This window comes from Variovorax gracilis (genome assembly GCF_030317115.1).
GTDB lineage: Bacteria > Pseudomonadota > Gammaproteobacteria > Burkholderiales > Burkholderiaceae_C > Variovorax > Variovorax gracilis.
In genome coordinates this window covers 56,122-79,887 of sequence record NZ_JASZYF010000011.1, presented here as the reverse complement: position 1 = coordinate 79,887, position 23,766 = coordinate 56,122, and the positions used below count along the sequence as shown (strand labels likewise).

Sequence of the window (23,766 nt, the reverse complement as noted above, 5' to 3'; positions counted from 1 at the left end):
GTCCTACGGCCGCTCGCGCACCGCGACTATGAGGGCTGGAGCAAGCGCTTTCTAAGCTTGCGGCGCTGCGGTGGATGGGCCATCGCCAGGAGTTCCTATGTTGAAGTACGCCATTGTTTTTGCCGTGATCTCGTTGATTGCCGGTGCACTTGGCTTTGGCGGTGTGGCCGCGGGCGCGGCCGGCATTGCCAAGGTGCTGTTCGGACTGTTCCTGATCCTTGCAGTCGTGTTTCTCGTGCTGGCCGCGCTGGGCGTGGGTGCGGCGAGAAAGGCGCTGGACCGATGATGGAACGATCTCCGATGCGGTGGCCGCATGTGCGGCCCCTGGTGGTGTTGCTCCAGAGCCCCGCGCATCGCGTGATGCGCGTGCTCCACGTGACGCAGTCCCATTGGCAACTGCCCGAGCGGCGCCGCCGCATGCGCGGTTCGCCAGGCAGGCAGCTCAGCGCGCAGTCCTGACTCGCGCAACCCTTATCTATTAGCAGGCTGTGCTGCAGGCGCAGGAGACCGATGCATTTCTCACACGTCGAAGCGGTGCTCGAATACGAGGTGGCCGCGCCTTCGCACCTGCTGCTCAACATCGAGGCGGCGCGCAGCGGTGCCCAGGTGCTGATCAGCGAGGAACTGGTGATCGAACCCGCTGTCGAGATGCAGGCGTTTTGCGACGAAGGCAGCGGCAATCGCTTCGTCCGCTTCGATGCGCAGCCGGGTCCGCTCAAGATCCGCTACCGCGCCAGCGTGCAGCGCTCGCATGTCCAGGTGCCGACCGATCTGCAGGAAGTGCCGGTCAACGAGGTGCCCAACGAGATCCTTCACTACATGATGCCGACGCGCTATTGCGAGTCGGACCTGATGTCGCGCTGCGCTCAGCAGCTGTTCGGCGATCTGCCGCCCGGCATCGGGCGAGTGCAGGCCATCGTCGACTGGATTCACGAGAGCATCACGTACGAGCCCGGCAGCAGCGTGTCGACCACGACTGCGAGCGAAGTATTCGTGGAACGCGCCGGCGTGTGCCGCGACTTCGCACACCTGGGCATCACCTTCTGTCGCGCGCTGAACATCCCGGCGCGGCTGGTGGTGGGCTATGTCTGGTTCGACGAGCCGCCGCAGGATTTCCACGCAGTGTTCGAAGCCTGGCTCGGCGGGCAGTGGGTCCTGTTCGACGCGACCCGCATGGCGCCCGTCGACCGGCTCGTTCGCGTCGGCACGGGGCGAGATGCCAAGGACGTCGCGTTCTGCACGATCTTCGGTCCCGTCACCATGACCGGGAAGGACTTGACGGTGCGGGAACTGCAGGATGAAGGCGTCGCGCCTTCGGCCGAGCCCGAGCCGAGTGGCTTGCTCGTCGGGATTGAAAAGCCGGTGCCGGTGCTGCCGCATGACGACGCGGACAAGGGGCAGGCCTCCGCCCATGTGGTGGCCGTCGCGGAGTAGCGACCTCGCCATTTCGCGTGGCCGCCCACGCCCTGCTGACTGTTGCTATCAAAATGATAGCAACAGATCGAGATGGGATGCGTGCCCGAACGCGCCCGACGGGTCCGGGTCGCATGCCCCCAGAAGTCGCACGAAGGCGCTTCGGCGATTAAAATTGGCGCCCCTTTCCGCAGCGCACGCGACAGTGCGCCCCTCTCCCATGCTGTACCCCGAAGAATTCGATGTGATCGTCGTTGGTGGCGGTCATGCCGGCACCGAAGCCGCGCTGGCCTCCGCGCGAATGGGCGCCCGCACCTTGCTGCTCACCCACAACATCGAGACCCTGGGGCAGATGAGTTGCAATCCGTCGATCGGCGGCATCGGCAAGGGGCACCTGGTGAAAGAGGTCGATGCGCTGGGTGGGGCGATGGCCATTGCGACGGACGAGGGCGGCATCCAGTTCCGAATCCTCAATTCGAGCAAGGGACCGGCCGTGCGGGCCACGCGCGCGCAGGCGGACCGCGTGCTCTACAAGGCGGCGATCCGCCGCCGGCTGGAGAATCAGCCGAACCTCTCGTTGTTCCAGCAGGCCGTGGACGACCTGATGATCGAAGGCGACCGGGTGGTCGGCGCTGTCACGCAGGTCGGCATCGCATTTCGCGCGCGGGCCGTGGTGTTGACGGCCGGGACTTTCCTGGACGGCCGCATTCACGTCGGGCTCGACAACTACCAGGCCGGGCGCGCAGGCGATCCGCCGGCCGTCAGCCTCTCGGCACGGCTCAAGGAACTGAAGCTGCCGCAAGGGCGGCTGAAGACCGGGACGCCGCCGCGTCTGGACGGGCGAAGCATCGACTTCTCCAAATGCACCGAGCAGCCGGGCGACGGCATGCCGGGCGGGGCCGGACCGATGCCGGTATTCAGCTTCATGGGCCGCGCGGACATGCATCCGCAGCAGATGCCCTGCTGGATCACCAACACCAATGCGCGCACGCACGACATCATCCGCTCGGGTTTCGACCGCAGCCCCATGTTCACCGGCAAGATCGACGGCATCGGGCCGCGGTACTGCCCGAGCGTGGAAGACAAGATCAATCGCTTTGCCGACAAGGAAAGCCACCAGATCTTCCTGGAGCCGGAAGGGCTGACCACGAACGAGTACTACCCGAACGGGATTTCCACCAGCTTGCCGTTCGACATCCAGTACCAGTTGGTGCGTTCGATGGCCGGTCTGGAGAACGCGCACATCCTGCGCCCGGGCTATGCGATCGAGTACGACTACTTCGATCCCCGGGAACTGAAGAGCAGCTTCGAGACGCGTGCCATCAACGGCCTCTTCTTTGCCGGGCAGATCAATGGCACGACGGGTTACGAAGAGGCTGCCGCCCAGGGCCTGTTCGCCGGCATCAATGCTGCACTGCAGTGCAGGGGAGAGGCCGCCTGGCTGCCCCGGCGCGACGAAGCCTATCTGGGCGTTCTGGTGGACGACCTCATCACCAAGGGTGTGACCGAGCCTTATCGCATGTTCACCAGTCGGGCGGAGTTCCGCCTGCAACTGCGCGAGGACAATGCGGACATGCGCCTGACCGAAGCCGGCCGCAAGCTGGGCCTGGTCGATGACGCCCGCTGGGATGCCTTCTCGCGGAAGCGCGATGCTGTTTCACGTGAAACAGAGCGCCTGCGTTCGATCTGGGTCAACCCGCGCAATCTGCCGCCTTCGGAGTCGGAGCGCGTTCTAGGCAAGGCCATCGACCACGAATACAACTTGGGCGATCTGCTGCGCCGGCCCAACGTGAGCTACGAATCATTGATGTCGCTGGACGGCGGCAAATACAACTCGGGCGAACCGCTGGGCGAGACCGAAATCGAACAGATCGAAATTGCCGCCAAGTACTCCGGGTACATCAACCGGCAGCATGACGAGGTCGAAAGGGCCGCACACTTCGAGAATCTCAAGTTGCCGGCTGACCTCGACTACGCGCAAGTCAAGGCGCTGAGCTTCGAGGTGCGGCAAAAGCTCACCAAGCATCGCCCCGAAACGCTGGGCATTGCCTCGCGAATTTCCGGCGTGACGCCCGCCGCCATCTCATTGCTGATGATCCATCTTCGCAAGGGCGGACATCGCGCGTTCGTTCAAGACACGGCAGCCGAGCCCCAAGCCGCGGAATGAGCCAGGAACGACTGCTGCGCGACGGCGCAGAAAAGCTCGGCATCGAATTGACGGCCCGGCAGACCGAGCGGTTGCTGGCCTACGGCGCGCTCATATTGAAGTGGAACAAGGTTTACAACCTCACGGCACTGCGGGACCCGGCGACCGTCCTGACCCACCATTTGCTCGACAGTCTTTCCGTCATCCAGCCACTCCAGCGCGAGCGTTCGACGGAGGCCAAGCTGTTGGACGTCGGCGCTGGCGCCGGGCTTCCCGGTGTCGTGATCGCGATCCTTCGAGACGACATCGACGTCACTTGCCTGGACGCCGTCGCCAAGAAGGCTGCGTTCGTTCAACAGGTGGCATCTGAACTGGGTCTCCGCAATCTGCGCGGCCTGCATGCCCGGGTCGAGTCATTGACCGGAAGCTACGATGTGATCAGCTCACGCGCCTTCGCATCGCTGCCCGATTTCATCACCGGCTCCGCGCACCTGCTGGCCCCGGGCGGCATCTGGCTTGCCATGAAGGGCAGGGCGCCCGACGATGAAATCGCTCAGCTTCCTGTCGACGCGGCAGTGTTTCACGTGGAACAACTGTCGGTTCCGGGCCTCGATGCCGAGCGCTGCGTCGTCTGGATGCGAAAACCAGCCGGCTGATCAGCGTCCGCCGCGTCGACCTCGCTTAGACTCGACGCTTCCCATCTCAGGCAATTTTCATGTTCGGCATCGCTGATTACGGCGCGTTCGTCGCGGCCATCGTCCTTTTCCTCGCGATTCCCGGACCGGGAAATCTGGCCCTGATCACCTCGACTGGCAAAGGCGGCATCCGCGGCGGGCTGGCCGCCACCATCGGCCTGATCGCTGGCGACCAGGTGCTGATGTGGGCGGCCGTCGCTGGCGTCGCCGCGCTGTTGACCGCCTATCCGGCCGCTTTCAGCGCTGTCCAGTGGCTCGGTGCCGCCTATCTGGCGTGGCTTGGCTTCAAGATGCTGCGTGCCAAGCCGGGCGCCGCGCCGATCCTCAACATCCGTGCCGGCCAATACTTTCGCCAGGCGCTGGCCATCACCCTTCTGAACCCGAAAGCCATCGTCTTCTACATGGCTTTTTTCCCGCTGTTCGTCGATCCAGCCCGGCACCAAGGCCTGACGACCTTCGGCGTCATGGCCCTCACGATTGCGGTCCTGACCTTCCTTTATGGCCTGATCGCGACGCTTCTGACGCACTTCCTGGCCGAGCGCATGCGCGCCAACCCCCGCATTTCGGGCGTCCTCAACAAGCTGGCCGGCGTCTTTCTGATTGCGTTCGGCTTCAAGCTGGCGATCTCCAGGTGAGCATGACCAGCATCCCAGCCCGTATTCCATCGCTCGACCTCCGGCAAGGCGCCTGACCCATGGCAAAGATCTTCTGCATTGCGAACCAGAAGGGCGGCGTCGGCAAGACGACGACGACCGTCAATCTTGCGGCCGGCTTGGCGAAGGTGGGGCAGAGAGTCCTGATGATCGACCTCGATCCGCAGGGCAACGCCACCATGGGATCGGGCATCGACAAGCGCCAGCTTGAAACCACCGTGTATGACGTGCTGCTCGAATCGGCCTCGGTGGCCGAAACGCGGGTGACGTCCGAGAAATGCGGCTACGACGTCCTGGGTGCCAACCGCGAATTGGCGGGCGCCGAGGTCGAAATGGTCGCCCTCGACCGGCGGGAAAAGCGCCTGCGGACGGCCCTGGCGGCGGTCGGTGCCGAGTACGACTTCATCCTGATCGATTGCCCGCCGAGCCTCAGCCTGCTCACGCTGAACGGCTTGTGCGCCGCGCACGGCGTCATTGTGCCGATGCAGTGCGAATACTTTGCGCTCGAAGGGCTGACCGACCTGGTCAACACCATCAAGCAGGTGCACGCCAACCTCAACAAGAACCTGCAGATCATCGGCTTGCTGCGCGTGATGTTCGATCCGCGCATCACGTTGCAGCAGCAGGTGAGCGAGCAGCTCAAGGGGCACTTCGGGGACAAGGTCTTCGATACGGTGATTCCGCGCAATGTGCGCCTGGCCGAGGCGCCCAGCTACGGGCTGCCGGGCGTGGTCTTCGATCCCGCCGCCAAGGGCAGCCAGGCTTTCGTGGCCTTCGCCCAGGAGCTGGTGGAGAAGATGCCGCCCGCGAGCGCACTGGCGGCGGAGGCGCCCGTGCCCGTCGCACCGGTCGCTCCGGTCCCGATGGACCCGCCTACGGTGACCGACCAGGTGCCCGAAAGCCCTTGAGCTCATCCCATCCCTCTTCGCCACAGATGACCGTCACGAAAATCCTGCTGCTGCCCGGTTGGCAGAACAGCGACCCTGACCATTGGCAAAGTCGCTGGGAGGCGATCTACGGCGACCACCGCGTCGAGCAGCACGACTGGATGCGACCGCTGCGCGGAGACTGGTCCGCCCGGCTCGAGGAAGAAGTGCTCGCGGCGCCCGGCCCGGTCGCCCTCGTGGCGCACAGCCTCGGCTGCATCCTGGTCGCCGCGTGGGCAGCGCACTCGCGCCACACCGGCAAGGTCCGCGCCGCGCTGCTGGTGGCACCCGGGGACCTGGAGCGCGACGACCTTCGCCAGATGATTCCCGGCTGGGCGCCCATCGTCCGCCAGCCGCTGCCGTTTCCTTCCCTGATGGTCGCGGCGCATGACGATCCCTATTGCGATGCGGCCCGCTCCCGGGAGATGGCGCGCGACTGGCACTCTCCCTATAGAGACGCCGGCGCCCGCGGCCACATCAACAGCGAATCCGGCCTGGGCGATTGGCCCGAAGGCCGGGCGCTGCTGAACGACCTACTGAAAGAAGACTGACCTCCATGGCCACAAAAAAACCCAAGGGCCTCGGCCGCGGACTCGAAGCCCTGCTCGGGCCCACCTTCAATGGGCCGGACACCGCGACCGCCGAAGACGTCGCGCCGTCCAACCCGACGACCCTGAACCTCGATCAAATGGTTCCCGGCGTCTACCAGCCCCGGACCCGGATGGACGAGGGCGCCCTGTACGAGCTGGCCGAAAGCATCAAGGCGCAGGGCATCATGCAGCCCATCCTTGTCCGCCGCCTCGACTCGGAGATGGCGCGCACCAAGAACGCCGAGTTCGAAATCATCGCGGGCGAGCGGCGTTTCCGTGCGGCCAGCCTCGCAGGGCTCGAAAGCGTGCCGGTGCTGGTGCGAGACGTGCCGAACGAAGCCGCGGCGGCGATGTCTCTGATCGAGAACATCCAGCGCGAAGATCTCAATCCGCTGGAAGAAGCCCAAGGCCTGCAGCGCCTGGTGGCAGAGTTTGGGCTCACTCACGAATCCGCCGCGCAGGCCGTGGGTCGGTCCCGCAGTGCCGCCAGCAACCTCTTGCGGCTGCTGAACCTGGCCGAGCCGGCACAGGCGATGCTCATGGCCGGCGACATCGACATGGGGCACGCCCGTGCCTTGCTGTCGCTCGACAAGGGCACCCAGATCACCGCCGCGAACCAGATCGCCGCCAAGAAGATGTCGGTGCGCGAGGCCGAGGCGCTGGTCAAGAAGCTGGCTGCCGAGTTCAGCCTGACGCCTTCGCCCCGTCGCGGTGCCGGCGAGAAGTCCCGCGACCTCCTGCGGGTCGAGGAGGAACTCGCCGACCTCCTGGCCGCGGAGGTCGAGGTCCGCATCAAGAAGCGCAGCAAGCGAGGCGGCCGCATCGAGGAGAGCGGCGAACTGGCCATTCACTTCGGTTCGCTCGAAGCCCTCAACGGATTGATCGACCGTATCCGCCAAACGGCATAGCTCGGCTGCGGCGGATTCCTGGCTGTCCGGGCGATTGATTCATCCGGTTACTTCGGCCTATCCTCTGGTTTCGTTTTTAACCAGAAAGTACTAAGAGGAATCCAGCCATGGACAACACGAGACTTCCGCTCGCCGCCCTTGCCTTGGGCGCGCTGTTCCTCACGGGTTGCGAAACCACGGACATGCAGATGGGCAGCCAGAGCGCGAAGACGGTGGCCACAGGCAGCGCGGCGGGCAGCGCGTCGGCCAACACCAACGCGGCGCTCGAAAAATGCGCGTCGCCTCTCGGAACGGTGTCGCTGGTCGAGAACCAGTCGGCGGGCTGGTACACCATCATCCGCAACGAATACAAGCTGCCGCCCACCGCCAATCTGCTGCGCTTGCTGGTGCAGCAATCGAACTGCTTCGTCGTGGTCGAGCGCGGCGCAGCCGGCATGAACGCCATGTCCCGCGAACGCCAGCTCATGCAATCGGGCGAGATGCGGCAGGGCAGCAACTTCGGCGCCGGGCAGATGGTGGCCTCCGACTACGCGCTGTCGCCCGAGATCGTCTTCAGCAACCAGAATGCGGGCGGCATGGGCGGCGCGCTCGGCGGCCTGGTGGGCGGCCGCTACAGCGGCGTGCTCTCGGCCGTCGGGGGGAGCATGCAGACCAAGGAGGCCAGCGCGATGCTCACGCTGGTCGACAACCGCTCGGGCGTCCAGGTGTCCGCCTCGGAAGGCAGCGCCTCCAAGACCGATTTCGGCGCCTTCGGCTCGGTGTTCGGCAGCAGCGCTGCGGCAGGGCTCGGCGGCTACACCAACACGGCGCAAGGCAAGGTCATCAGCGCCGCGTTCATGGACGCGTTCAACCAGATGGTCGTCTCGCTGCGCAACTACAAGGCGCAGACGGTCCAGGGCCAGGGGCTCGGCGGTGGTGGCCGCCTGGGCGTCGACGGTGGGGCGGCCCCCTCGCAGACTTCGGCGCCGGCGGCCCCGCGCACCGGTACCAACACGAAAAAATAAAGGCAGCGCTCAGGGTGCAAAAGCCCGGCGGCTCTTTCGAGCCCCGGGCTTTTTTCATGGCCGCCCGCAGGTACTACAGGCTGAAGATCTTGCCGGGATTCATGATGTTCTTCGGATCGAGCGCGCGCTTGATCGTCCGCATCATGTCGACCGCGCCCGCGCCGGCCTCGTCGACGAGAAAGCCCATCTTGTGCAGGCCGACGCCGTGCTCGCCGGTGCAGGTGCCCTCCAGGGCGAGCGCACGCGATACCAGGGCGTGATTCAACTTCTCGGCCGTGACGCGCTCTTCGAGTGCGTTCGGGTCCAGCAGATAGCCGAAGTGGAAATTGCCGTCGCCCACGTGGCCGACCAGGAAGTAGGGGATGCCACTGGCGTCGGCTTCGGCCACGGATTCGAGCAGGCAATCGGCCAGGCGCGAGATGGGCACGCAGGTGTCCGTGGAGATCACCCGGCAGCCGGGGCGCGATTGCACGGCCGCGAAGTAGCTGTTGTGGCGCGCGGTCCAGAGACGCGTGCGTTCCTCAGGCGTGCTCGCCCATTCGAAGGCCTTGCCGCCGTGCCCGCTCGCCAGCTCCTGCACGGTCTCGGCCTGTTCCTTCACGCCGGCCGGCGAACCGTGGAATTCCATCAAGAGCATCGGCTCTTCGCGCAGGCCGAGCTTGGAGTAGGCGTTGACCATGCGCACGGTGTTCACGTCGATCAGTTCCACGCGCGCGATCGGCACGCCGAGCTGGATGACCTCGATGGTGGTGCGCACCGCGGCCTCGATGCTCGGGAAGGAGCAGATCGCGGCCGACACGGCCTCGGGCAGCGGGTAGATGCGCAGGGTGACCTCGGTGATCACGCCCAGCGTGCCTTCGCTGCCGACCAGCAGGCGGGTCAGGTCATAGCCCGCCGATGACTTCTTGGCGCGCGTGCCGGTGCGGATCACCTCGCCGCTGGCGGTGACCACTTCGAGCGACAGCACGTTCTCGCGCATCGTGCCGTAGCGCACGGCGTTCGTGCCGCTCGCGCGCGTGGCCGCCATGCCGCCGATCGAGGCATCGGCACCCGGGTCGATCGGGAAGAAGAGGCCTGTGCTCTTGATCTCGTCATTGAGCTGCTTGCGCGTGACGCCGGGCTGCACGGTGACCGTGAGGTCGTCGGCGTTGACGGACAGCACGCGGTTCATGCGGCTCACGTCGATGCTGATGCCGCCCTGCACGGCGAGCAGATGCCCTTCGAGCGATGAACCGACGCCGAACGGAATGACCGGCACGCTGTGGTCGCTCGCGAGCTTGACCGCATCCGCCACGTCCTGCGTGCTTTCGGCAAAGACCACGGCGGAGGGCGGGGGGGCGTCGAAGGACGATTCGTCGCGACCGTGCTGGGTGCGCACTGCCAGTGCCGTGGAACAGCGATCGCCGAAGCGGGACTTCAGTGCTTCGATCAGCGCGTCGGGCACCTCGCGCAGCGCAATCTCGGGCGTGAGATGGGAAAGGGCGGTGGGGGCGTTCATCGAGGCGATCTCCTGAAGGGTCTAACATTCTACGAACCGCACTCTGCAACGCCACGGAAGACACCCTCATGGGCAATCGACTCACACAGATCGCGACGCGCACCGGCGACGACGGCACCACCGGCCTCGGCGACAACACGCGCGTGCCCAAGGACCACCTGCGCGTGCACGCGATGGGCGACGTCGACGAACTCAACTCGACCATCGGCGTGCTGCTATGCGAGCCGATGCCGGCCGGAGTGCGCGAGTTGCTGGTCGACGTGCAGCACCAGCTCTTCAACCTCGGTGGCGAGCTGTCGATGCCCGGCTACACGCTGCTCAAGCCCGAGGCGCTGCTCCAGTTGGACAATGCGCTCGCCGAGTACAACGCGGCGTTGCCCCGGCTCGCCGAGTTCATTCTTCCGGCGGGCACTCGCGCCGCATCGCTCGCGCATGTGTGCCGCACCGTGGCGCGGCGCGCTGAACGCGCCGTCGTGGCGCTGGGTGCGGATGCCGAGATCAACGACACGCTGCGCCGCTACCTCAATCGACTGAGCGACCTGCTCTTCGTGCTGGCACGTGTGCTGAACCGCGTCGACGGTGGCGATGACGTGTACTGGAAGAGCGAACGCATGGCACGGGCCGCCGCCGACGAGCAGGCCTCCGAATCTTGAGACAAAGGAAATTCAGCAGATGTCCCGAACTGAAAGAACCCGCGCCTTCCTGGCGCCCGCAGCCGCATGGATCGCCCTGGGCGCATTGGCGCTTCCCGTTCACGCAGCCACCGGCAACACGCATGACAGCAAGGTGCTGGGCGGCATCGAGCGCGGCGCGGACGCCACCGGCCGTGGCATCGAACGCGCCGGCAACGCGACGCGCCGGGGCGTGGACCACACGGCCGAACGCGCCAGTGCGCCCGTCCGGCGCTGGGGCGAATCGCTGGGCCGCAAGCTGTCGCCCCATTCGGGCGCCAAGCCGTCCACGCCGGCGGTCGGACCGCAAGGCAACGCGCCGTGAGGTGACACGGGCCAGGCAGCGGCCCGGCTTTACCTTGCTTCACCTCGCGCGTACATGCACCGGGTGAGCCGGATACATGCGCCTTCCACACTGGACTCCTCATCAACGCAGAAGGAGTTCCAGAATGAACAAGTCCAAGAGCATGGCAGTCGCCACCGCAGCGCTGGCGATGTGCATGGCGGGAAGTGCCTTCGCGCAGGACGGCCGTTTCGATCGCGGACCCGATCGCAACAACGACCGCCATGACCGCTACGAGCAGCAACAACATACCCGCCAGGGCGGTCCCGGCAACGGCCACTACCAGCAGCGCCACCAGGACTTCCGTCCCGGCCCGCAGTACAGCCGCCCGGCTTATCCGAACCCGCACGTCGAATGGCGCAGGGGCGGACACGTGCCCGGCGAATACCGGGGCCGCAGCTACGTCGTCAATGATTGGCGTGGCCAGCGCCTGCACCAGCCGCCGCGCGGCTACCAGTGGGTGGGTGTCGGTGGGGACTTCGTGCTGGCGGCGATCGCCACCGGCCTGATCGCACAGATCATCGTCGGCCAGTAGGGCCGCGGAACCGGGGGCTTCAGGCGGCGGTGGAGGGCGCCATCTGGGCGCACACGTTGCGCCCGGTGATCGTCAGGCGCAAGCCGCCGCCGTGCCACTCGAGCCAGTTCAGTCTCACGTAGGCATCGATGTCGTCGCCGTCGATCCGCCCGGCCTGGTGCTGCTGCAGGTACCCGACCGTGGCGGGCAGGGCCTGCCGCAGCCGTTCACGGGCCGCGGCTTCGGCGTCCGCCTTGGAAGAAACGCGCGTCTGAGAATTCGATGCCATGACTGATTCGATCTGATCGCTGAGGAAATCGCACCAATGTACGCTTCCTGCAAATTTCGTCACGGACCTTTTTCTCGTTCTCGCGCAGGGCAAACACTGAGACTTGCCCGGGCAGACCCTTACTTGCGCTGCTTCAGCAGCTTGCTGACCTCGTCCACGTTGTCCTGAATGCGGCGGCGCACCACGTCGAAGGCCTCGGACTGCGACTTCGCTGCCATCTCCGACAGTTCGCGAATGTCGTCGAGCGCCTGCTTGAATGCCGCCTTGCCCATGGCATCGAGCTTGGCGAGGTTTTCGCGCGGATCCGTGCCCGCCATGCCCTTCACCGTGCCTTGCCACTCCTCGATCGAGCTCTTGAGCATCTCGGTCTGGCGCTGGACCACGGCCTGCAGCCCCTGATAGGACTTCTCGTTGGCCTGAACCAGCGCCTGCAGGTCCTTGCGCCCGCTCTCGACGATGGAGCCCGCCAACGGAAGGCTCTGCAGCCGCTCGGCCATGCCCTTCAGCGGCTTCACGAAGGCTTCCTGAACGTCTTCCACCGTCGGGATGCCGGCGGGGCGAGCCTTCTTGGCGCTGGTGGTGGTGCTCGATTTGCTGGTTGCCATGGTGCGGAGTCTCCGATTTGAGGTTGGACCGCCACGATACGCCCACAGGGTGCCCGGATGGAAGCCCTTGGCGGTAGAACTTGATATTTCGCACATATGTGCTAAATTGCGCCGCATGGACGCCAAGACCCAGAAGAGCGAATTGACCCGTGCCGCGATCATCGGCGCGGCGATGGACGTCGCCTCGGCCGAAGGGCTGGAGGCGATCACGCTCCAGGCGGTGGCCAGCCGCCTCGGGCTGTCCAAGAGCGGGGTGTTCTCCCGCGTGGGTTCGCGCGAGGCGCTGCAGAAGGCGGTCATCGAAGAATATGGCCGCCGCTTCCTGGCCGACGTGTTCGTCCCGGCCATGCAAAAGCCCAAGGGGGTGGCGCGCCTGAACGACATCGTCGAGCGCTGGCTCGCCCGGATGCGGGACGTCGAGATCCAGACCGGTTGCATCTACACCGCCGGCGCCTTCGAGCTCGACGATCGGGAGGGCGAACTGCGCGACCATCTTTTGGCCGAGGTGACGCGCTGGCGCGCTGCGCTGCGGCGCACCGTCGCGCAGTCCGTCGAGACCGGCGAGCTCAAGGGCGATACCGACCCGGCACAGCTCGTCAGCGAGATCAACGCGCTGGTGATCGGGCTGCTGCACGACGCGCGCTTCCTGCGCGATCCGCGCGCCGCCGACCGGGCCACGCTGACGTGGCAGCGGCTCCTGGCCAGCTACCGGACCTGAGGCCGTCATGCCTGCTTCGAAACCATCTTCCTCTTTGTCCAGTTTTCGCACGATTGTGCGATAAATCCATTGCCGAAGGACCTCTCATGACCACCGCCACTTCCGCCGCGTCCAACGCTGCATCCAACTACTACGGCGCAAGCCCCTTGATCCGCACCCTCCGGCTGGGGCTCGGCGCTTCGGAGCGCCTGTGGCCCACGCTCGGGGTGCGCGCGGCCTACCGGGTATTCGGCACGCCCCTGCCGCCGAAATGGCTGAATCGCAGCCAGGGGCCCGACAACCATTGGCGCCGCGACGAATGGTCGTACGAGAACACCAGCATCGGCGTCTACACGCCCGTCGTCGTTCCCATGGATGCGCCGCAAGTGCTGCTCGTGCACGGCTGGGGTGGCCATGCCGGCCAGTTGCTGCCGCTCGCGAAGGCGGTCGCGGCTTCGGGTTTCACGCCGGTGCTGGTCGAGATGCCCGCCCATGGCCGCAGCGCCGGGACGGTGAGCAACCTGCCGCAGTTCGCGCGAGCCATCGACTACGTCACCGCGCGGCTGATCCAGCGCGGCGAGACGATCAAGGCGGTGGTGGCGCATTCATTGGGCGCGAATGCGCTGGCCTATGCGGCCAGCCGGGGCTTGCCCGTCGAGCGCCTGGTGCTGATGGCTCCGCCGGCCTCGCCACACGAATTCACGCGTTACTTCGCGCAGGTGTTCGGGCTCAGCGAGCGCACGCGGGCGGCGATGCAGCGGCTGATCGAGGCGCGCGAGGCCATCCTGATGCCGCTCCTGGAGCCGGCCGCCGTGGGCCCCCGCATCGTGCAGCCGACCCTGGTGGTGCACGATCGGGAGGACCGGGTCAACCGCTTCGAGGACGGCGTCGCCTACCGTGACGCGATTCCCGGCGCGCGGCTCGTCGCCACGCAGGGGCTGGGACATCGCCGCATCCTGAAGGAAGCAGCGGTGCTGCAGGCAGTGGCCGCGTTCATCACGCAGCCCTGAGCCCGGAAAAAGCGGCGATCAGCGCGCCGCGAGCGCCGCGTCCGGCAGTTCGATCTTGACTTGCAGTACCTCGAGATCGTCCTGCTTCTCCAGGTGGACCTTGATGTCCTCGGCCTTGATCGACACGTATTTCGAGATCACCGCGATCAGCTCGCGCTGCAATTCCGGCAGGTAGTCGGGCCGCTTGCCGCCCAGGCTGCTGCGCTCGTGCGCGAGGATGATCTGCAGCCGCTCCTTGGCCACGCTGGCCGTTTTCTTCTTTTCACCGAGCAGAAAGGAAAAGAGGGACATTGGCTACCTCGTTCCGAAGATTCGTTTGAAGAAGCCCGGCTTCTCGGCGTCGACGAAGCGCATCGGCTTGTCCTCGCCCAGGAAGCGCGCCACCACGTCGGTGTAGGCCTGCGCGACGTCGGTGTCCTTGTCGTGGATCGCGGGAACGCCCTGGTTGGACGCCTGCAGCACGCTCTCGGATTCGGGGATCACGCCGATGAGCTTGATGCGCAGGATGTCCTGGATGTCCTCCAGCGACAGCATCTGCCCGCCCGCCACGCGGTTGGGGTTGTAGCGCGTGATCAGCAGGTGTTCCTTGATCGGCTCGCCGCCTTCCTTGGCGCGCTTGGTCTTGGAGCTCAGCATGCCCAGGATGCGGTCGGAATCGCGCACCGACGACACCTCGGGGTTGGTCACCACCAGCGCCTCGTCGGCGAAGTGCATGGCCATCAGCGCGCCGACCTCGATGCCGGCCGGCGAGTCGCACACGATGTAGTCGAAGCCCTGGTCGGCGAGTTCCTTCAGGATCTTCTCGACGCCTTCCTGCGTCAGCGCGTCCTTGTCGCGCGTCTGCGAGGCGGCCAGCACGAACAGGTTGTCGCACTGCTTGTCCTTGATGAGCGCCTGGCTCAGGTTGGCCTCGCCCTGGATCACGTTGATGAGGTCGTACACCACGCGCCGCTCGCAGCCCATGATCAGGTCCAGGTTGCGCAGGCCCACGTCGAAGTCGATCACCGCCGTCTTCTTGCCTGCGAGGGCGAGCCCCGATGCAAAGCTCGCGCTCGTGGTCGTCTTGCCGACGCCGCCTTTGCCTGAGGTCACCACCACTATTTTGGCCATCGCCATTTCCTTCTTATGTTCGTTTCAGTTGTTCAGTTGGTCGTGGCGCCGGATCAGGAGATCGGGTCCATCACGATCTTCTTGTCGTCCAGCCAGATCTGTGCCGCCTTGCCCGCGATGTCGGCGGGCAGGGCGACTTCGACCGTGCGGTAGATGCCTGCGATCGCCACGAGCTGCGCCTCCATGCAGGTCGTGAAGATGCGCGCCTCGGTGTTGCCGCGCGCGCCTGCGATCGCCTTGCCGCGCAGCGGTGCGTAGACGTGGACGTTGCCGTCGGCGATCACTTCCGCGCCAAAACTCACGACGGCGGTCACGATCACGTCGCCGCCACGTGCATAGACCTGCTGGCCGGAGCGCAGCGGGCGGTCGATGACCAGCGTGCCGTTGGCCGGCACCTGCACTTCGCGCACGATCTGCGGCGCTTCGCTCACGGGTTCCGACGGTGGCGCCGGGGCCCGCGGCGTCGGCGTGGGCGCGACCGGCATCGCGGTGACCGAGAGTCCGGCGGCGCGGGCCGCGATGTTCTGGACATCGCTGCCGCCGCGCACGGCCACAGGCTGCGTCTGGTGGCGCGCAAGCAGTCCGCGCAACGCCGTGAAGTCGATTTCAGCGTCGGAGCCGGAACCTTCGTCCTGCAATTGCGAGAGGTCGATGACCACCGGCTCCTGTTCGAAGAAGTCGGGCGAGTCTGCCAACTGGGCGTCGAGCGCCTCCGCCAGCACATCGAGATCAGCCGTCTTGAGGATGACCGCGATCAACGGCAGCGTTGCGCTCTTGAATTCAAATACCGCCTTGGTGCGCGCGGCGGAAGCATCGGCCATGGAAAACGTAGGTGCGAAAAGCGTTGGAGTCTAACGGGCACTGGGCTCCAATGGCCTTCAACGCCCGAATATCGATGACGGTGCACAACAGCTCTTGCACGACGTTGCACTTTCCGGGGCGCCACGCCCCTCATCGATCAGTTGCGGGAGCGTCCCAGCAGCGCGTAGAGCAGGATCGCGCCGAAGGTCGCGGTGCCGATGCCGCCCAGTGCGAACTGGCCGAACTTCAGCGTGAAATCGCCCGTGCCGAGGATCAGCGTGATCGCTGCGACGATCAGGTTCTTGTTCTGCGAGAAATCCACGCGATTGTCGACCCAGATCTTCGCGCCCGCCACGGCAATCAGGCCGAACACCACGATGCTCACGCCGCCCATCACCGGCAGCGGGATCGCCTGCACCAGCGCGCCGAACTTGGGACTGAAGCCGAGCACCAGCGCGATCAGCGCCGCGACGACGAACATCGCCGTCGAGTAGATCTTCGTGGCGGCCATCACGCCGATGTTCTCGGCATAGGTCGTCACGCCGGTGCCGCCGACACCGCCGCTCACCATGGTCGCGATGCCGTCGCCGATGAAGGCGCGGCCCAGGTAGGGGTTGAGGTCGCGCCCCGTCATGGCGCCGACCGCCTTCAGGTGGCCGAGGTTCTCCGCCACCAGGATGACCGCCACGGGCGCGATCAGCAGGATGGCGTTGGCGTCGAACACCGGCGACGAGAACTTCGGCATCCCGAACCAGGGCGCCGCCGCCAGCGGGCCGAGGTCGATCGGCTTGCCCAGCCCGAGGCCGTTGGTCAGCACCGCGTAGATGATGCTCGCGACGATCAGGCCCATGAGGATCAGCAGGCGCTGGATCATCCCGCGCGAATACACCGCGATCAGCCCCACGCACAGGAAGGTCAGCGCCTGGATCCACGTGTCGAAGCCCGTGGGCGCCATGTTCTTGATCGGCACGCTCGCCAGGTTGAGCCCGATCACCGCCACCACCGCGCCCGTGACCACCGGCGGCATCAGCCGCTCGATCCAGTGCACCGCGACGTCCTGCTCCACTTCCTCCACCTCGATGCCTTCGAGCCCGCGCACTGGCGCGCGCTTGGTGTGGCGCTCGTTCGTGAAGTGCACCAGCACGCCGATCAGCGTGTAGACGAGGCCGCAGGCGATGATGCCGCCCAGCGCCACGCCGAGATTGCCGTTCGGCCCCGACCCCGCGTAGCCGCTCGCCGCGATCACCACGCCGATGAAGGCGAAGCTCGATCCGAGGTAGCTCGGCACGCGCCCGCCCGTGATGAAGAAGAAGAGCAGTGTGCCGATGCCGCTCATCAGGATCGCGATGTTGGGATTGAAGCCCATCAGGATCGGCGCCAGCACCGTCGCGCCGAACATCGCGATCACGTGCTGCACGCCCATCGCCGTGGTCTGCCCCCAGGACAGGCGCTCATCCGGCGCGACGACGGTGCCCGCGGTCGCGGCGACCTTGCGCCAGCGGGGAAGGTAGGAATCGCTCATGGTTTTCTTCTCCTCGGTTGTTTGTCTTGTTGGAGGGGCTCGGGAGCAGGGCCGTCAGCCGCCGCGCGGCGCCAGCACGGCCATGGTGATGCGCGAGACGCAGGTCAGTTCGCCGTCTTCGTTCGTCAGGTCGATCTGCCACACCTGCGTGGTGCGGCCCCGGTGCACGGGGCGCGCGGTGCCGGTCACCCAGCCGCTGGATGCGGACTTGAGATGGTTCGCGTTGATGTCCAGCCCCACCGCGCGATGGCCCTCGGGCGCCGAGTAGTGGGCGCCGCACGATCCCAGCGTTTCCGCCAGCACCACCGACACGCCGCCATGGAGGATGCCGTAGGGTTGCGTAGTGCGTTTGTCCACTGGCACGCGGGCGCGGATGAAGTCGTCGCCCACTTCGAGAAATTCGATGCCGAGGTGGGACACGGTGGTGTCCGCGTGGGAGCGGGTGAGTTCTTCGATCGAAATCTCTTTTTGCCAGATGGGCATGAGGGGGTCTCCAGGTCAAACGGTCCAAAACTATAGCGATTGGCAGCGAAAACGACGCGCTCATTGCTGACAGTGCGTCCATGCGATCGATGCATAAGCTCGCGGCATGACCCCCGCTCGACGATGGATTGCCGGCTCGCTCGCCGCCGCGGCGCTGCTGCTGGCCGGCATCGCGTTGCTGATCCACTCCAAGCTGCCGAGCGACGAAGAGCTGGCGGCGGAAGTCGGCACGCGCTTCGAGAAGGCATCCGGCATCGGGTTGCGCGTGGGAGCGGCGCACTGGGCGCTGCGGCCTTCGCCCGTGGTGGTGCTGGAGGATCTCTCGACCGCGCAGCCGCAGCCGATCACACTGCGCCGCCTCGTGATCAGGCCGCATCTCTCGGCGTTGTGGAATCGCAGGATCGCGATCGACTCCGTCGAGATCGAAGGCGCGGTGCTTCCGCGCACGTCGGTGCGTGCCTTTCGCGGGCGCTGGGAGGTGGACGATGCCGCCACCGTGCTCGCGGGCGCGTGGACGCTGGCCGAGATCCCGGTCGAACGCGTGAAGCTGCGCGACGTGGTGTGGATCGACCGCCGCGACATCGCACTGGGCTACGACGCGGACATCCGCTTCGATCCGCACTGGCGCCCGCGCGAGGCGCAGCTCAGCCGTCCCGGCGTGACACCGCCCGCGAGCCTGCGCATCGAGCGTGAGGGCGACCGGGACCGGTGGCGCACGCTGATCGACGTCGGCGGCGGCACGTGGAACGGCAGCGCCGAACTGCAGCAAGCCGACAAGGGCCGTCTGCGCCTGATGGCGCAGCTGGAGCCGAAGGATGTCGACGTGGGCGCGCTGGTGCGCAGTTTCGGGCGACACAGTGCGGTCGAGGGCAAGCTCCAGGGGCAGTCCGAAGTCGGCGCGGAGGGCGACAACCTGACCGAACTGGCCCGCACGCTCCACACGCGAACCCGTTTCAGCATCGCGCAGGCGACCTTCACGGGCTTCGATCTCGCCAAGCTCGTGAGCACCGGCAGCGGCCGTGGCGGGCAGACAAAGCTCGACACGCTCACCGGCACGCTCGACACGCAGGCCACGGAGGAGGGCGTGACCCTGCGCTACAGCGGCATGAAGGCGCGTTCCGGTGCGTTGACAGCCAGCGGCAGCGCCACCGTGATCAACCGGCGCCTCGATGGCGAAGTGGCGGTTGATATCGTCGACGGCGTGGTCGGCGTGCCGCTCAAGCTCGGCGGCACGCTCGATGCACCCCAGCTCTCGCTGACCGGAGCGGCGCTCACGGGCGCGGCCGTCGGCACCGCGGTGCTGCCCGGCGTCGGCACCGCGATCGGCGCGCGCATCGGCCAGGAGCTGGACAAGCTCCTCGGCAACGAGGAATCGAAGAAGAAGCAGAAGCCTCGCTGAGTGCCGGATCCGGTCTGGCTGGCCTCGAAGACAATCCCCGGTTTCGATGATGCAGCCATCCAGAGGTGACCCGCCATGCACGTCAGCTATTCGGTCTTCACGGAAACGAGTTTCTGGTTGATGGTGGTGATTTCCGTCGTGCTGCCCTTCGGCATCTATGGCGTGCTGACCGCCAAGCGGGCGATTTCCCGGAAGACCGTGCTGGTGCTGGGCTTCTCGCTGGTGGCGATCGCCGGCGTGGACGTCTTCTTCCTGCAGCGTCTGGCCAACATCGCGGCCGCCACGCCCTCACTGGCGGACGACGCGCTCTTCGTGTCGGAAGTGCGGGTGGCGCTCTACCTGCTGCCTGCGTTGTTCGCGGGGCTGGGTATCAACGTGATCTCTCATGTGCTGACGACGCATCTGGTGGCTGCGGAGAAGCGGTTTGCGGAGCAGCAGGCGGATGAGTCGACTTCCGAGGTCTAGCGGGAAGCGGATGCGCAGGCCAGGCCCTTGATCTGCGTCAAGGTCTGAGCCGGAGCAATCGCTAGCCTCGGAGGCATGGAAGCTGCGCCCTCTCTGGCCCTCGCGTTGCCTGCCGCGCCGCAGTCGGCCTGGTCGCTGCTCGATGATCCTGTCGAATGGCCGTCCTTCGGCCTGGCGCCGCGCGTGGGCGATACGGCCCAGCGCTGGGAATCGCAGGTGGCCGTCGATGGCATGCACTGCGCGGCCTGCGCCTTCACTGTCGAGGCGGCGCTGATGCGGGTGCCGGGCGTGGTCTCGGCCGAGGTCAATGCCGGCAGTCGCCGCGCCCGCGTGGTGTGGTCCGCAACGACAGTCAGGCCATCGCGCTGGTTCGCAGCCGCCGAGGACGCCGGCTACCGCCTCGTGCCGGTCGGCGACATCCAGGCGGGCCCGCGCCGCCAGCGCGAATCGCGGCTCGCGCTCTGGCGCTGGCTCGTCGCGGGCCTGTGCATGATGCAGGTGATGATGTACGCCTACCCGGCCTACATCGCACGGCCCGGCGACATGACGCCCGACGCCGCGCAGTTGCTGCGCTGGGCGTCGTGGGTACTGACGCTGCCGGTGATGCTCTTCTCCTGCGGCCCCTTCTTCCGCAGCGCGTTGCGGGACCTCCGATTGGGCTCCATCGGCATGGACCTGCCGGTGGCGCTCGGCATCGCGATCACCTTCATCGTCGGCACGGCGGCCACTTTCGATCCCGATGGTTTGCTCGGCCGGGAGCAGTATTTCGACTCGCTCACGATGTTCGTGTTCTTCCTGCTCACCGGTCGCTGGCTCGAGGCACGGCTGCGCGACCGCACCGCCGGCGCTCTCGACGCACTGGTGAACCGCCTGCCGGACAGCGTGCTTCGGCGCAATGGCGATGGCGTCTTCGAGCGCGTCCCGGTGCGGCGGTTGGCGGTCGGCGACATCCTTCGCATCCTGCCCGGCGAGGCCTTTCCGGCCGACGCGAGCGTGATCGCCGGCGACACCTCGGCCGACGAGGCGCTGATCACCGGTGAATCGCGTCCGGTGCCGCGCCCCTGCGGCGCGCGGGTGCTTGCCGGCAGCCAGAACGTCGGCGCAATGGTCGACTTGCGCGTGGAGGCACTCGGCGCGGACACGCGCTTCGCCCAGATCGTCGCGTTGATGGAGAGCGCCTCGCTGCAGAAGCCGCGCCTCGCCCGGCTGGCCGATCGAGCCGCGCGCCCCTTCCTGCTCACAGTGCTGATCGCGGCCGTGGGTGCCGGCGCCTGGTGGTGGCACGTGGACCCGGGCAGGGCGCTGATGGTCGCCGTGTCGGTGCTGATCGTCACCTGCCCCTGCGCGCTGTCTCTCGCCACACCGGCCGCAATGCTCGCGAGCGCCGGCACGCTGGCGCGCAGCGGTGTGCTGGTGCGCAACCTGCAGGGCCTGGAGGCACTGGCCATGGTCGACACCGTGGTCTTCGACAAGACCGGCACGCTGACGCGCGACACGCCGCGCCTGGATCGCGTCTACAGCCGCAGCGGCGTGCGGCCGGGCGATGCCGTGGAACTGGCCGCCGCGCTCGCCGCCCAGTCGCTGCATCCTGCTTCCCGCGCGCTGGTGCGGGCCTGGAACGCGCAGCATCGCGTGCCGCCCGCCTGGATCGTGCAGCAGCTTTCCGAGCGCGCGGGCGAGGGTCTCTCGGCTTCGGCGCGCCGATCCGCCGGCGGCCCTGCGCGCGCACTGCTGCTGGGCTCTGCCGCGCTCTGCGGCGTCCCGCCGCTGCCGGTGCAGGCCGCGCAGGTGCATCTGGCCGACGACGAGGGCTGGGTCGCCAGCTTCGTGCTGGCCGAGGACTTGCGCGAGGACGCAGAGGCCGCCGTGTCCGCGCTGGGCATGGAGGGCCAGACGGTGTGGCTGCTGTCGGGCGACCGCGGCGCGGCGGTGATGGAGGTCGCGCAGCGGGCCGGCATCACCCTGGCTGTCGGCGATTGCGCGCCCGAGGACAAGCTGCGCGTCCTGAAGGACCTGCAGGGCGGCGGCCGCAAGGTCGCGATGGTGGGCGACGGCCTCAACGACGGGCCCGTGCTCGCGCACGCGCATGCGTCCTTCGCCTTCGGCCGCGCTGTGCCGCTCGCGCAGGCGAATGCCGACTTCGTGGTCCTCGGCGAATCGCTGCAACTCATTCCGTCTGCCGTCGCGCAGGCGCAGCGCACCCTGCGGGTGGTGCGGCAGAACCTCGCCTGGGCGGCGGGCTACAACGCAGTCTGCGTCCCGCTCGCGATCGCCGGGTGGTTGCCTCCGTGGCTCGCGGGGCTGGGCATGGCCGCGAGTTCGCTGCTGGTGGTGCTCAACGCCGCGCGGCTGGCCGGGCAAGGCAAGCGCAAGGGCGACTGATGGACATCCTGTTCCTGCTGATCCCTTTCTCGGTCGTGCTGGTGCTCTTCATCATCGGCGGCCTCTGGTGGGCCGTGGACCGTGGGCAATTCGACAACGTCGAAGGCGAAGGCGAGCGCATTCTGCGCAACGATTGACTTGCATCAAACCGGCGCGCGCACGGCGCCGGGACACTGGGCCCATCCCACCACAAGGCTCTGCGATGCATGCTTCGAGTTCTCCCGCGCCGGTCTACAGCGACACCGCCGTGCGGCAATTCGCCCTCATGTCCGTCGTGTGGGGCGTGGTGGGCATGCTGGTCGGCGTCGTCATCGCCTCGCAGCTCGCCTGGCCCGATCTCAACCTCGGCATCCCGTGGCTCAGCTACGGCCGGCTGCGTCCGCTGCACACCAATGCGGTGATCTTCGCCTTCGGCGGATGCGCGCTGATGGCCACCAGCCTGCACGTGGTGCAGCGCACCTGCCAGGTCCGGCTGTTCGCGCCGGGGCTGGCCTCCTTCGTGTTCTGGGGCTGGCAGGCGGTCATCGTGGCCGCCGCGATCAGCCTGCCGATGGGCTACACCAGCGGCAAGGAATACGCCGAGCTCGAATGGCCGATCGACATTCTCATCGCGCTCGTGTGGGTCGCCTACGCCATCGTGTTCTTCGGCACCATCGGCATCCGCAAGGTGCGCCACATCTACGTGGCGAACTGGTTCTACGGCGCCTTCATCATCGCGGTGGCGCTGCTGCACATCGTCAACAGCGCGGCCATTCCGGCCGGCGCGATGAAGAGCTACTCGGCCTACGCCGGCGTGCAGGATGCGATGGTGCAGTGGTGGTACGGCCACAACGCGGTCGGCTTCTTCCTCACGGCCGGCTTCCTCGGGATGATGTACTACTACGTGCCCAAGCAGGCGGGCCGTCCGGTGTACTCGTACCGCCTCTCGATCGTGCACTTCTGGGCGCTGATCTTCACCTACATGTGGGCCGGCCCGCACCACCTGCACTACACCGCTCTGCCCGACTGGACGCAATCGATCGGCATGGTCTTCTCGCTGATCCTGCTGGCGCCGAGCTGGGGCGGCATGATCAACGGCGTGATGACGCTCTCGGGCGCCTGGCACAAGCTGCGCACCGACCCGATCCTGCGCTTCCTCATCGTCTCTCTGTCCTTCTACGGCATGTCGACCTTCGAGGGTCCGATGATGTCGATCAAGACGGTCAACGCGCTCTCGCACTACACCGACTGGACCGTCGGCCACGTGCACTCCGGTGCCCTCGGCTGGGTCGGACTCATCTCCATGGGCTCGCTCTACTACCTGATCCCGCGCGTGTACGGCCGCACCGACATGTTCAGCGTGAAGGCGATCGAGCTGCACTTCTGGATGTCGACCATCGGCATCGTGCTGTACATCGCCGCGATGTGGATCGCCGGCGTCATGCAGGGCCTGATGTGGCGCGCGGTCAACGTCGACGGAACGCTCACCTACACCTTCGTCGAAAGCGTGAAAGCCACCTACCCCTACTACGTCGTGCGCGTGCTCGGCGGCGTGCTGTACCTGGGCGGCATGCTGGTCATGGCCTGGAACGTCTGGATGACGGTGATCGCCGGCTTCAGCAGGCCCTCGCCGATCCCGCAGACCGCCATCGCCCACGCCTGA

28 protein-coding genes are annotated in these 23,766 nt (G+C 66.7%); 20 read left to right on the top strand and 8 right to left on the bottom strand.

Annotated elements, in window-relative coordinates; all coding sequences use genetic code 11:
* Positions 1-97: 97 nt before the first annotated feature.
* From QTH97_RS21085 to QTH97_RS21040, 10 genes are all read left to right on the top strand, one after another.
* On the top strand, positions 98-286 hold the full coding sequence (locus QTH97_RS21085) for a DUF1328 family protein (protein WP_286570413.1): 189 nt from the start codon (positions 98-100) through the stop codon (positions 284-286).
* Positions 283-459, top strand: a complete 177-nt coding sequence (locus QTH97_RS21080; protein ID WP_286570412.1) for a hypothetical protein — start codon at positions 283-285, stop codon at positions 457-459. The genes QTH97_RS21085 and QTH97_RS21080 overlap by 4 nt, the downstream gene beginning before the upstream one ends.
* Positions 460-510: 51 nt before the next feature.
* Positions 511-1,434 carry a transglutaminase-like domain-containing protein gene (locus tag QTH97_RS21075; RefSeq protein WP_286570411.1) on the top strand — a complete coding sequence of 308 codons (924 nt, stop codon included), beginning with the start codon at positions 511-513 and terminating at the stop codon, positions 1,432-1,434.
* A gap of 199 nt (positions 1,435-1,633) precedes the next feature.
* The gene (mnmG, locus tag QTH97_RS21070) at positions 1,634-3,580 is read left to right on the top strand and encodes a tRNA uridine-5-carboxymethylaminomethyl(34) synthesis enzyme MnmG (protein ID WP_286570410.1); all 1,947 of its coding nucleotides are present in this window, start codon (positions 1,634-1,636) and stop codon (positions 3,578-3,580) included.
* On the top strand, positions 3,577-4,215 hold the full coding sequence (rsmG, locus tag QTH97_RS21065) for a 16S rRNA (guanine(527)-N(7))-methyltransferase RsmG (protein ID WP_286570409.1): 639 nt from the start codon (positions 3,577-3,579) through the stop codon (positions 4,213-4,215). Before mnmG ends, rsmG begins: the two co-directional genes overlap by 4 nt.
* Before the next feature lie 59 nt (positions 4,216-4,274).
* On the top strand, positions 4,275-4,889 hold the full coding sequence (locus QTH97_RS21060) for a LysE family transporter (protein ID WP_286570408.1): 615 nt from the start codon (positions 4,275-4,277) through the stop codon (positions 4,887-4,889).
* A 59-nt stretch (positions 4,890-4,948) separates the two neighbouring features.
* Positions 4,949-5,815 (top strand): ParA family protein, encoded by an 867-nt coding sequence (locus QTH97_RS21055; protein WP_286570407.1) that lies wholly within the window; start codon positions 4,949-4,951, stop codon positions 5,813-5,815.
* A 26-nt stretch (positions 5,816-5,841) separates the two neighbouring features.
* Positions 5,842-6,384: an RBBP9/YdeN family alpha/beta hydrolase gene (locus tag QTH97_RS21050; protein ID WP_286570537.1), complete on the top strand. Its 543-nt coding sequence runs from the start codon at positions 5,842-5,844 to the stop codon at positions 6,382-6,384.
* A 5-nt stretch (positions 6,385-6,389) separates the two neighbouring features.
* On the top strand, positions 6,390-7,331 hold the full coding sequence (locus tag QTH97_RS21045; protein WP_286570406.1) for a ParB/RepB/Spo0J family partition protein: 942 nt from the start codon (positions 6,390-6,392) through the stop codon (positions 7,329-7,331).
* 107 nt (positions 7,332-7,438) lie between these two features.
* Positions 7,439-8,335: a CsgG/HfaB family protein gene (locus QTH97_RS21040; RefSeq protein ID WP_286570405.1), complete on the top strand. Its 897-nt coding sequence runs from the start codon at positions 7,439-7,441 to the stop codon at positions 8,333-8,335.
* Positions 8,336-8,408: 73 nt separating this feature from the next.
* Here QTH97_RS21040 and QTH97_RS21035 read toward each other — a convergent pair whose 3' ends face one another.
* Positions 8,409-9,833 (bottom strand): FAD-binding oxidoreductase, encoded by a 1,425-nt coding sequence (locus QTH97_RS21035; protein ID WP_286570404.1) that lies wholly within the window; start codon positions 9,831-9,833, stop codon positions 8,409-8,411.
* A gap of 68 nt (positions 9,834-9,901) precedes the next feature.
* Here QTH97_RS21035 and QTH97_RS21030 point away from each other — a divergent pair, with 68 nt between their 5' ends.
* The 3 genes from QTH97_RS21030 (at position 9,902) to QTH97_RS21020 (ending at position 11,382) form a co-directional block, all read left to right on the top strand.
* Positions 9,902-10,486, top strand: a complete 585-nt coding sequence (locus QTH97_RS21030; RefSeq protein ID WP_286570403.1) for a cob(I)yrinic acid a,c-diamide adenosyltransferase — start codon at positions 9,902-9,904, stop codon at positions 10,484-10,486.
* A gap of 19 nt (positions 10,487-10,505) precedes the next feature.
* Positions 10,506-10,829: a hypothetical protein gene (locus QTH97_RS21025; protein WP_286570402.1), complete on the top strand. Its 324-nt coding sequence runs from the start codon at positions 10,506-10,508 to the stop codon at positions 10,827-10,829.
* Between the two features lie 124 nt (positions 10,830-10,953).
* On the top strand, positions 10,954-11,382 hold the full coding sequence (locus QTH97_RS21020) for an RcnB family protein (RefSeq protein WP_286570401.1): 429 nt from the start codon (positions 10,954-10,956) through the stop codon (positions 11,380-11,382).
* A 19-nt stretch (positions 11,383-11,401) separates the two neighbouring features.
* On the opposite strand, the gene QTH97_RS21015 is transcribed toward QTH97_RS21020, so the two are convergent.
* Both QTH97_RS21015 and phaP read right to left on the bottom strand, forming a co-directional pair.
* On the bottom strand, positions 11,402-11,650 hold the full coding sequence (locus QTH97_RS21015; protein WP_286570400.1) for a hypothetical protein: 249 nt from the start codon (positions 11,648-11,650) through the stop codon (positions 11,402-11,404).
* A gap of 119 nt (positions 11,651-11,769) precedes the next feature.
* Complete coding sequence (gene phaP / locus QTH97_RS21010; protein WP_286570399.1) at positions 11,770-12,255, bottom strand: TIGR01841 family phasin; 486 nt, start codon at positions 12,253-12,255, stop codon at positions 11,770-11,772.
* Positions 12,256-12,370: 115 nt separating this feature from the next.
* Between phaP and QTH97_RS21005 the strand changes: the two genes are divergently transcribed.
* Together QTH97_RS21005 and QTH97_RS21000 are read left to right on the top strand one after the other, a co-directional pair.
* On the top strand, positions 12,371-12,973 hold the full coding sequence (locus tag QTH97_RS21005; RefSeq protein ID WP_286570398.1) for a TetR/AcrR family transcriptional regulator: 603 nt from the start codon (positions 12,371-12,373) through the stop codon (positions 12,971-12,973).
* Between the two features lie 86 nt (positions 12,974-13,059).
* Positions 13,060-13,962, top strand: coding sequence for an alpha/beta fold hydrolase (locus QTH97_RS21000; RefSeq protein WP_286570397.1), 903 nt, complete (start codon positions 13,060-13,062; stop codon positions 13,960-13,962).
* An 18-nt stretch (positions 13,963-13,980) separates the two neighbouring features.
* Here the strand turns inward: QTH97_RS21000 and minE are convergent, their stop codons facing one another.
* The 5 genes from minE to QTH97_RS20975 form a co-directional block, all read right to left on the bottom strand.
* Positions 13,981-14,253 (bottom strand): cell division topological specificity factor MinE, encoded by a 273-nt coding sequence (minE, locus tag QTH97_RS20995; protein WP_028249800.1) that lies wholly within the window; start codon positions 14,251-14,253, stop codon positions 13,981-13,983.
* Positions 14,254-14,256: 3 nt separating this feature from the next.
* Positions 14,257-15,072, bottom strand: a complete 816-nt coding sequence (gene minD / locus QTH97_RS20990; RefSeq protein ID WP_286570396.1) for a septum site-determining protein MinD — start codon at positions 15,070-15,072, stop codon at positions 14,257-14,259.
* A 53-nt stretch (positions 15,073-15,125) separates the two neighbouring features.
* The gene (gene minC / locus QTH97_RS20985; protein WP_286570395.1) at positions 15,126-15,893 is read right to left on the bottom strand and encodes a septum site-determining protein MinC; all 768 of its coding nucleotides are present in this window, start codon (positions 15,891-15,893) and stop codon (positions 15,126-15,128) included.
* 137 nt (positions 15,894-16,030) lie between these two features.
* Positions 16,031-17,395 carry a solute carrier family 23 protein gene (locus QTH97_RS20980; protein ID WP_286570394.1) on the bottom strand — a complete coding sequence of 455 codons (1,365 nt, stop codon included), beginning with the start codon at positions 17,393-17,395 and terminating at the stop codon, positions 16,031-16,033.
* 54 nt (positions 17,396-17,449) lie between these two features.
* Positions 17,450-17,878, bottom strand: a complete 429-nt coding sequence (locus tag QTH97_RS20975) for a PaaI family thioesterase (protein WP_286570393.1) — start codon at positions 17,876-17,878, stop codon at positions 17,450-17,452.
* Between the two features lie 106 nt (positions 17,879-17,984).
* Between QTH97_RS20975 and QTH97_RS20970 the strand changes: the two genes are divergently transcribed.
* The 5 genes from QTH97_RS20970 to ccoN all read left to right on the top strand — a co-directional run bounded on the left by QTH97_RS20970 (position 17,985) and on the right by ccoN (position 23,766).
* On the top strand, positions 17,985-19,277 hold the full coding sequence (locus QTH97_RS20970; protein WP_286570392.1) for an AsmA-like C-terminal region-containing protein: 1,293 nt from the start codon (positions 17,985-17,987) through the stop codon (positions 19,275-19,277).
* A 75-nt stretch (positions 19,278-19,352) separates the two neighbouring features.
* Complete coding sequence (locus tag QTH97_RS20965) at positions 19,353-19,742, top strand: hypothetical protein (RefSeq protein WP_286570391.1); 390 nt, start codon at positions 19,353-19,355, stop codon at positions 19,740-19,742.
* A 75-nt stretch (positions 19,743-19,817) separates the two neighbouring features.
* Positions 19,818-22,124 (top strand): heavy metal translocating P-type ATPase, encoded by a 2,307-nt coding sequence (locus tag QTH97_RS20960; RefSeq protein WP_286570390.1) that lies wholly within the window; start codon positions 19,818-19,820, stop codon positions 22,122-22,124.
* Positions 22,124-22,261: a cbb3-type cytochrome oxidase assembly protein CcoS gene (gene ccoS, locus QTH97_RS20955; protein ID WP_286570389.1), complete on the top strand. Its 138-nt coding sequence runs from the start codon at positions 22,124-22,126 to the stop codon at positions 22,259-22,261. Before QTH97_RS20960 ends, ccoS begins: the two co-directional genes overlap by 1 nt.
* A 65-nt stretch (positions 22,262-22,326) precedes the next feature.
* Positions 22,327-23,766, top strand: coding sequence for a cytochrome-c oxidase, cbb3-type subunit I (gene ccoN, locus QTH97_RS20950; RefSeq protein ID WP_286570388.1), 1,440 nt, complete (start codon positions 22,327-22,329; stop codon positions 23,764-23,766).

Coding starts and splice junctions, on each gene's coding strand:
- phaP (WP_286570399.1), bottom strand. CDS start 12,255: ATGGCAACCAGCAAATCGAGCACCACCACCAGCGCCAAGAAGGCTCGC.
- QTH97_RS21075 (WP_286570411.1), top strand. CDS start 511: ATGCATTTCTCACACGTCGAAGCGGTGCTCGAATACGAGGTGGCCGCG.
- ccoS (WP_286570389.1), top strand. CDS start 22,124: ATGGACATCCTGTTCCTGCTGATCCCTTTCTCGGTCGTGCTGGTGCTC.
- QTH97_RS21045 (WP_286570406.1), top strand. CDS start 6,390: ATGGCCACAAAAAAACCCAAGGGCCTCGGCCGCGGACTCGAAGCCCTG.
- QTH97_RS21025 (WP_286570402.1), top strand. CDS start 10,506: ATGTCCCGAACTGAAAGAACCCGCGCCTTCCTGGCGCCCGCAGCCGCA.
- QTH97_RS21000 (WP_286570397.1), top strand. CDS start 13,060: ATGACCACCGCCACTTCCGCCGCGTCCAACGCTGCATCCAACTACTAC.
- QTH97_RS21040 (WP_286570405.1), top strand. CDS start 7,439: ATGGACAACACGAGACTTCCGCTCGCCGCCCTTGCCTTGGGCGCGCTG.
- minE (WP_028249800.1), bottom strand. CDS start 14,253: ATGTCCCTCTTTTCCTTTCTGCTCGGTGAAAAGAAGAAAACGGCCAGC.
- QTH97_RS20975 (WP_286570393.1), bottom strand. CDS start 17,878: ATGCCCATCTGGCAAAAAGAGATTTCGATCGAAGAACTCACCCGCTCC.
- rsmG (WP_286570409.1), top strand. CDS start 3,577: ATGAGCCAGGAACGACTGCTGCGCGACGGCGCAGAAAAGCTCGGCATC.
- minC (WP_286570395.1), bottom strand. CDS start 15,893: ATGGCCGATGCTTCCGCCGCGCGCACCAAGGCGGTATTTGAATTCAAG.
- mnmG (WP_286570410.1), top strand. CDS start 1,634: ATGCTGTACCCCGAAGAATTCGATGTGATCGTCGTTGGTGGCGGTCAT.
- QTH97_RS21030 (WP_286570403.1), top strand. CDS start 9,902: ATGGGCAATCGACTCACACAGATCGCGACGCGCACCGGCGACGACGGC.
- QTH97_RS20960 (WP_286570390.1), top strand. CDS start 19,818: ATGGAAGCTGCGCCCTCTCTGGCCCTCGCGTTGCCTGCCGCGCCGCAG.
- QTH97_RS21080 (WP_286570412.1), top strand. CDS start 283: ATGATGGAACGATCTCCGATGCGGTGGCCGCATGTGCGGCCCCTGGTG.
- QTH97_RS20965 (WP_286570391.1), top strand. CDS start 19,353: ATGCACGTCAGCTATTCGGTCTTCACGGAAACGAGTTTCTGGTTGATG.
- QTH97_RS21015 (WP_286570400.1), bottom strand. CDS start 11,650: ATGGCATCGAATTCTCAGACGCGCGTTTCTTCCAAGGCGGACGCCGAA.
- QTH97_RS21050 (WP_286570537.1), top strand. CDS start 5,842: ATGACCGTCACGAAAATCCTGCTGCTGCCCGGTTGGCAGAACAGCGAC.
- QTH97_RS20980 (WP_286570394.1), bottom strand. CDS start 17,395: ATGAGCGATTCCTACCTTCCCCGCTGGCGCAAGGTCGCCGCGACCGCG.
- ccoN (WP_286570388.1), top strand. CDS start 22,327: ATGCATGCTTCGAGTTCTCCCGCGCCGGTCTACAGCGACACCGCCGTG.
- QTH97_RS21055 (WP_286570407.1), top strand. CDS start 4,949: ATGGCAAAGATCTTCTGCATTGCGAACCAGAAGGGCGGCGTCGGCAAG.
- QTH97_RS21035 (WP_286570404.1), bottom strand. CDS start 9,833: ATGAACGCCCCCACCGCCCTTTCCCATCTCACGCCCGAGATTGCGCTG.
- QTH97_RS21085 (WP_286570413.1), top strand. CDS start 98: ATGTTGAAGTACGCCATTGTTTTTGCCGTGATCTCGTTGATTGCCGGT.
- QTH97_RS21060 (WP_286570408.1), top strand. CDS start 4,275: ATGTTCGGCATCGCTGATTACGGCGCGTTCGTCGCGGCCATCGTCCTT.
- QTH97_RS21005 (WP_286570398.1), top strand. CDS start 12,371: ATGGACGCCAAGACCCAGAAGAGCGAATTGACCCGTGCCGCGATCATC.
- QTH97_RS21020 (WP_286570401.1), top strand. CDS start 10,954: ATGAACAAGTCCAAGAGCATGGCAGTCGCCACCGCAGCGCTGGCGATG.
- QTH97_RS20970 (WP_286570392.1), top strand. CDS start 17,985: ATGACCCCCGCTCGACGATGGATTGCCGGCTCGCTCGCCGCCGCGGCG.
- minD (WP_286570396.1), bottom strand. CDS start 15,072: ATGGCCAAAATAGTGGTGGTGACCTCAGGCAAAGGCGGCGTCGGCAAG.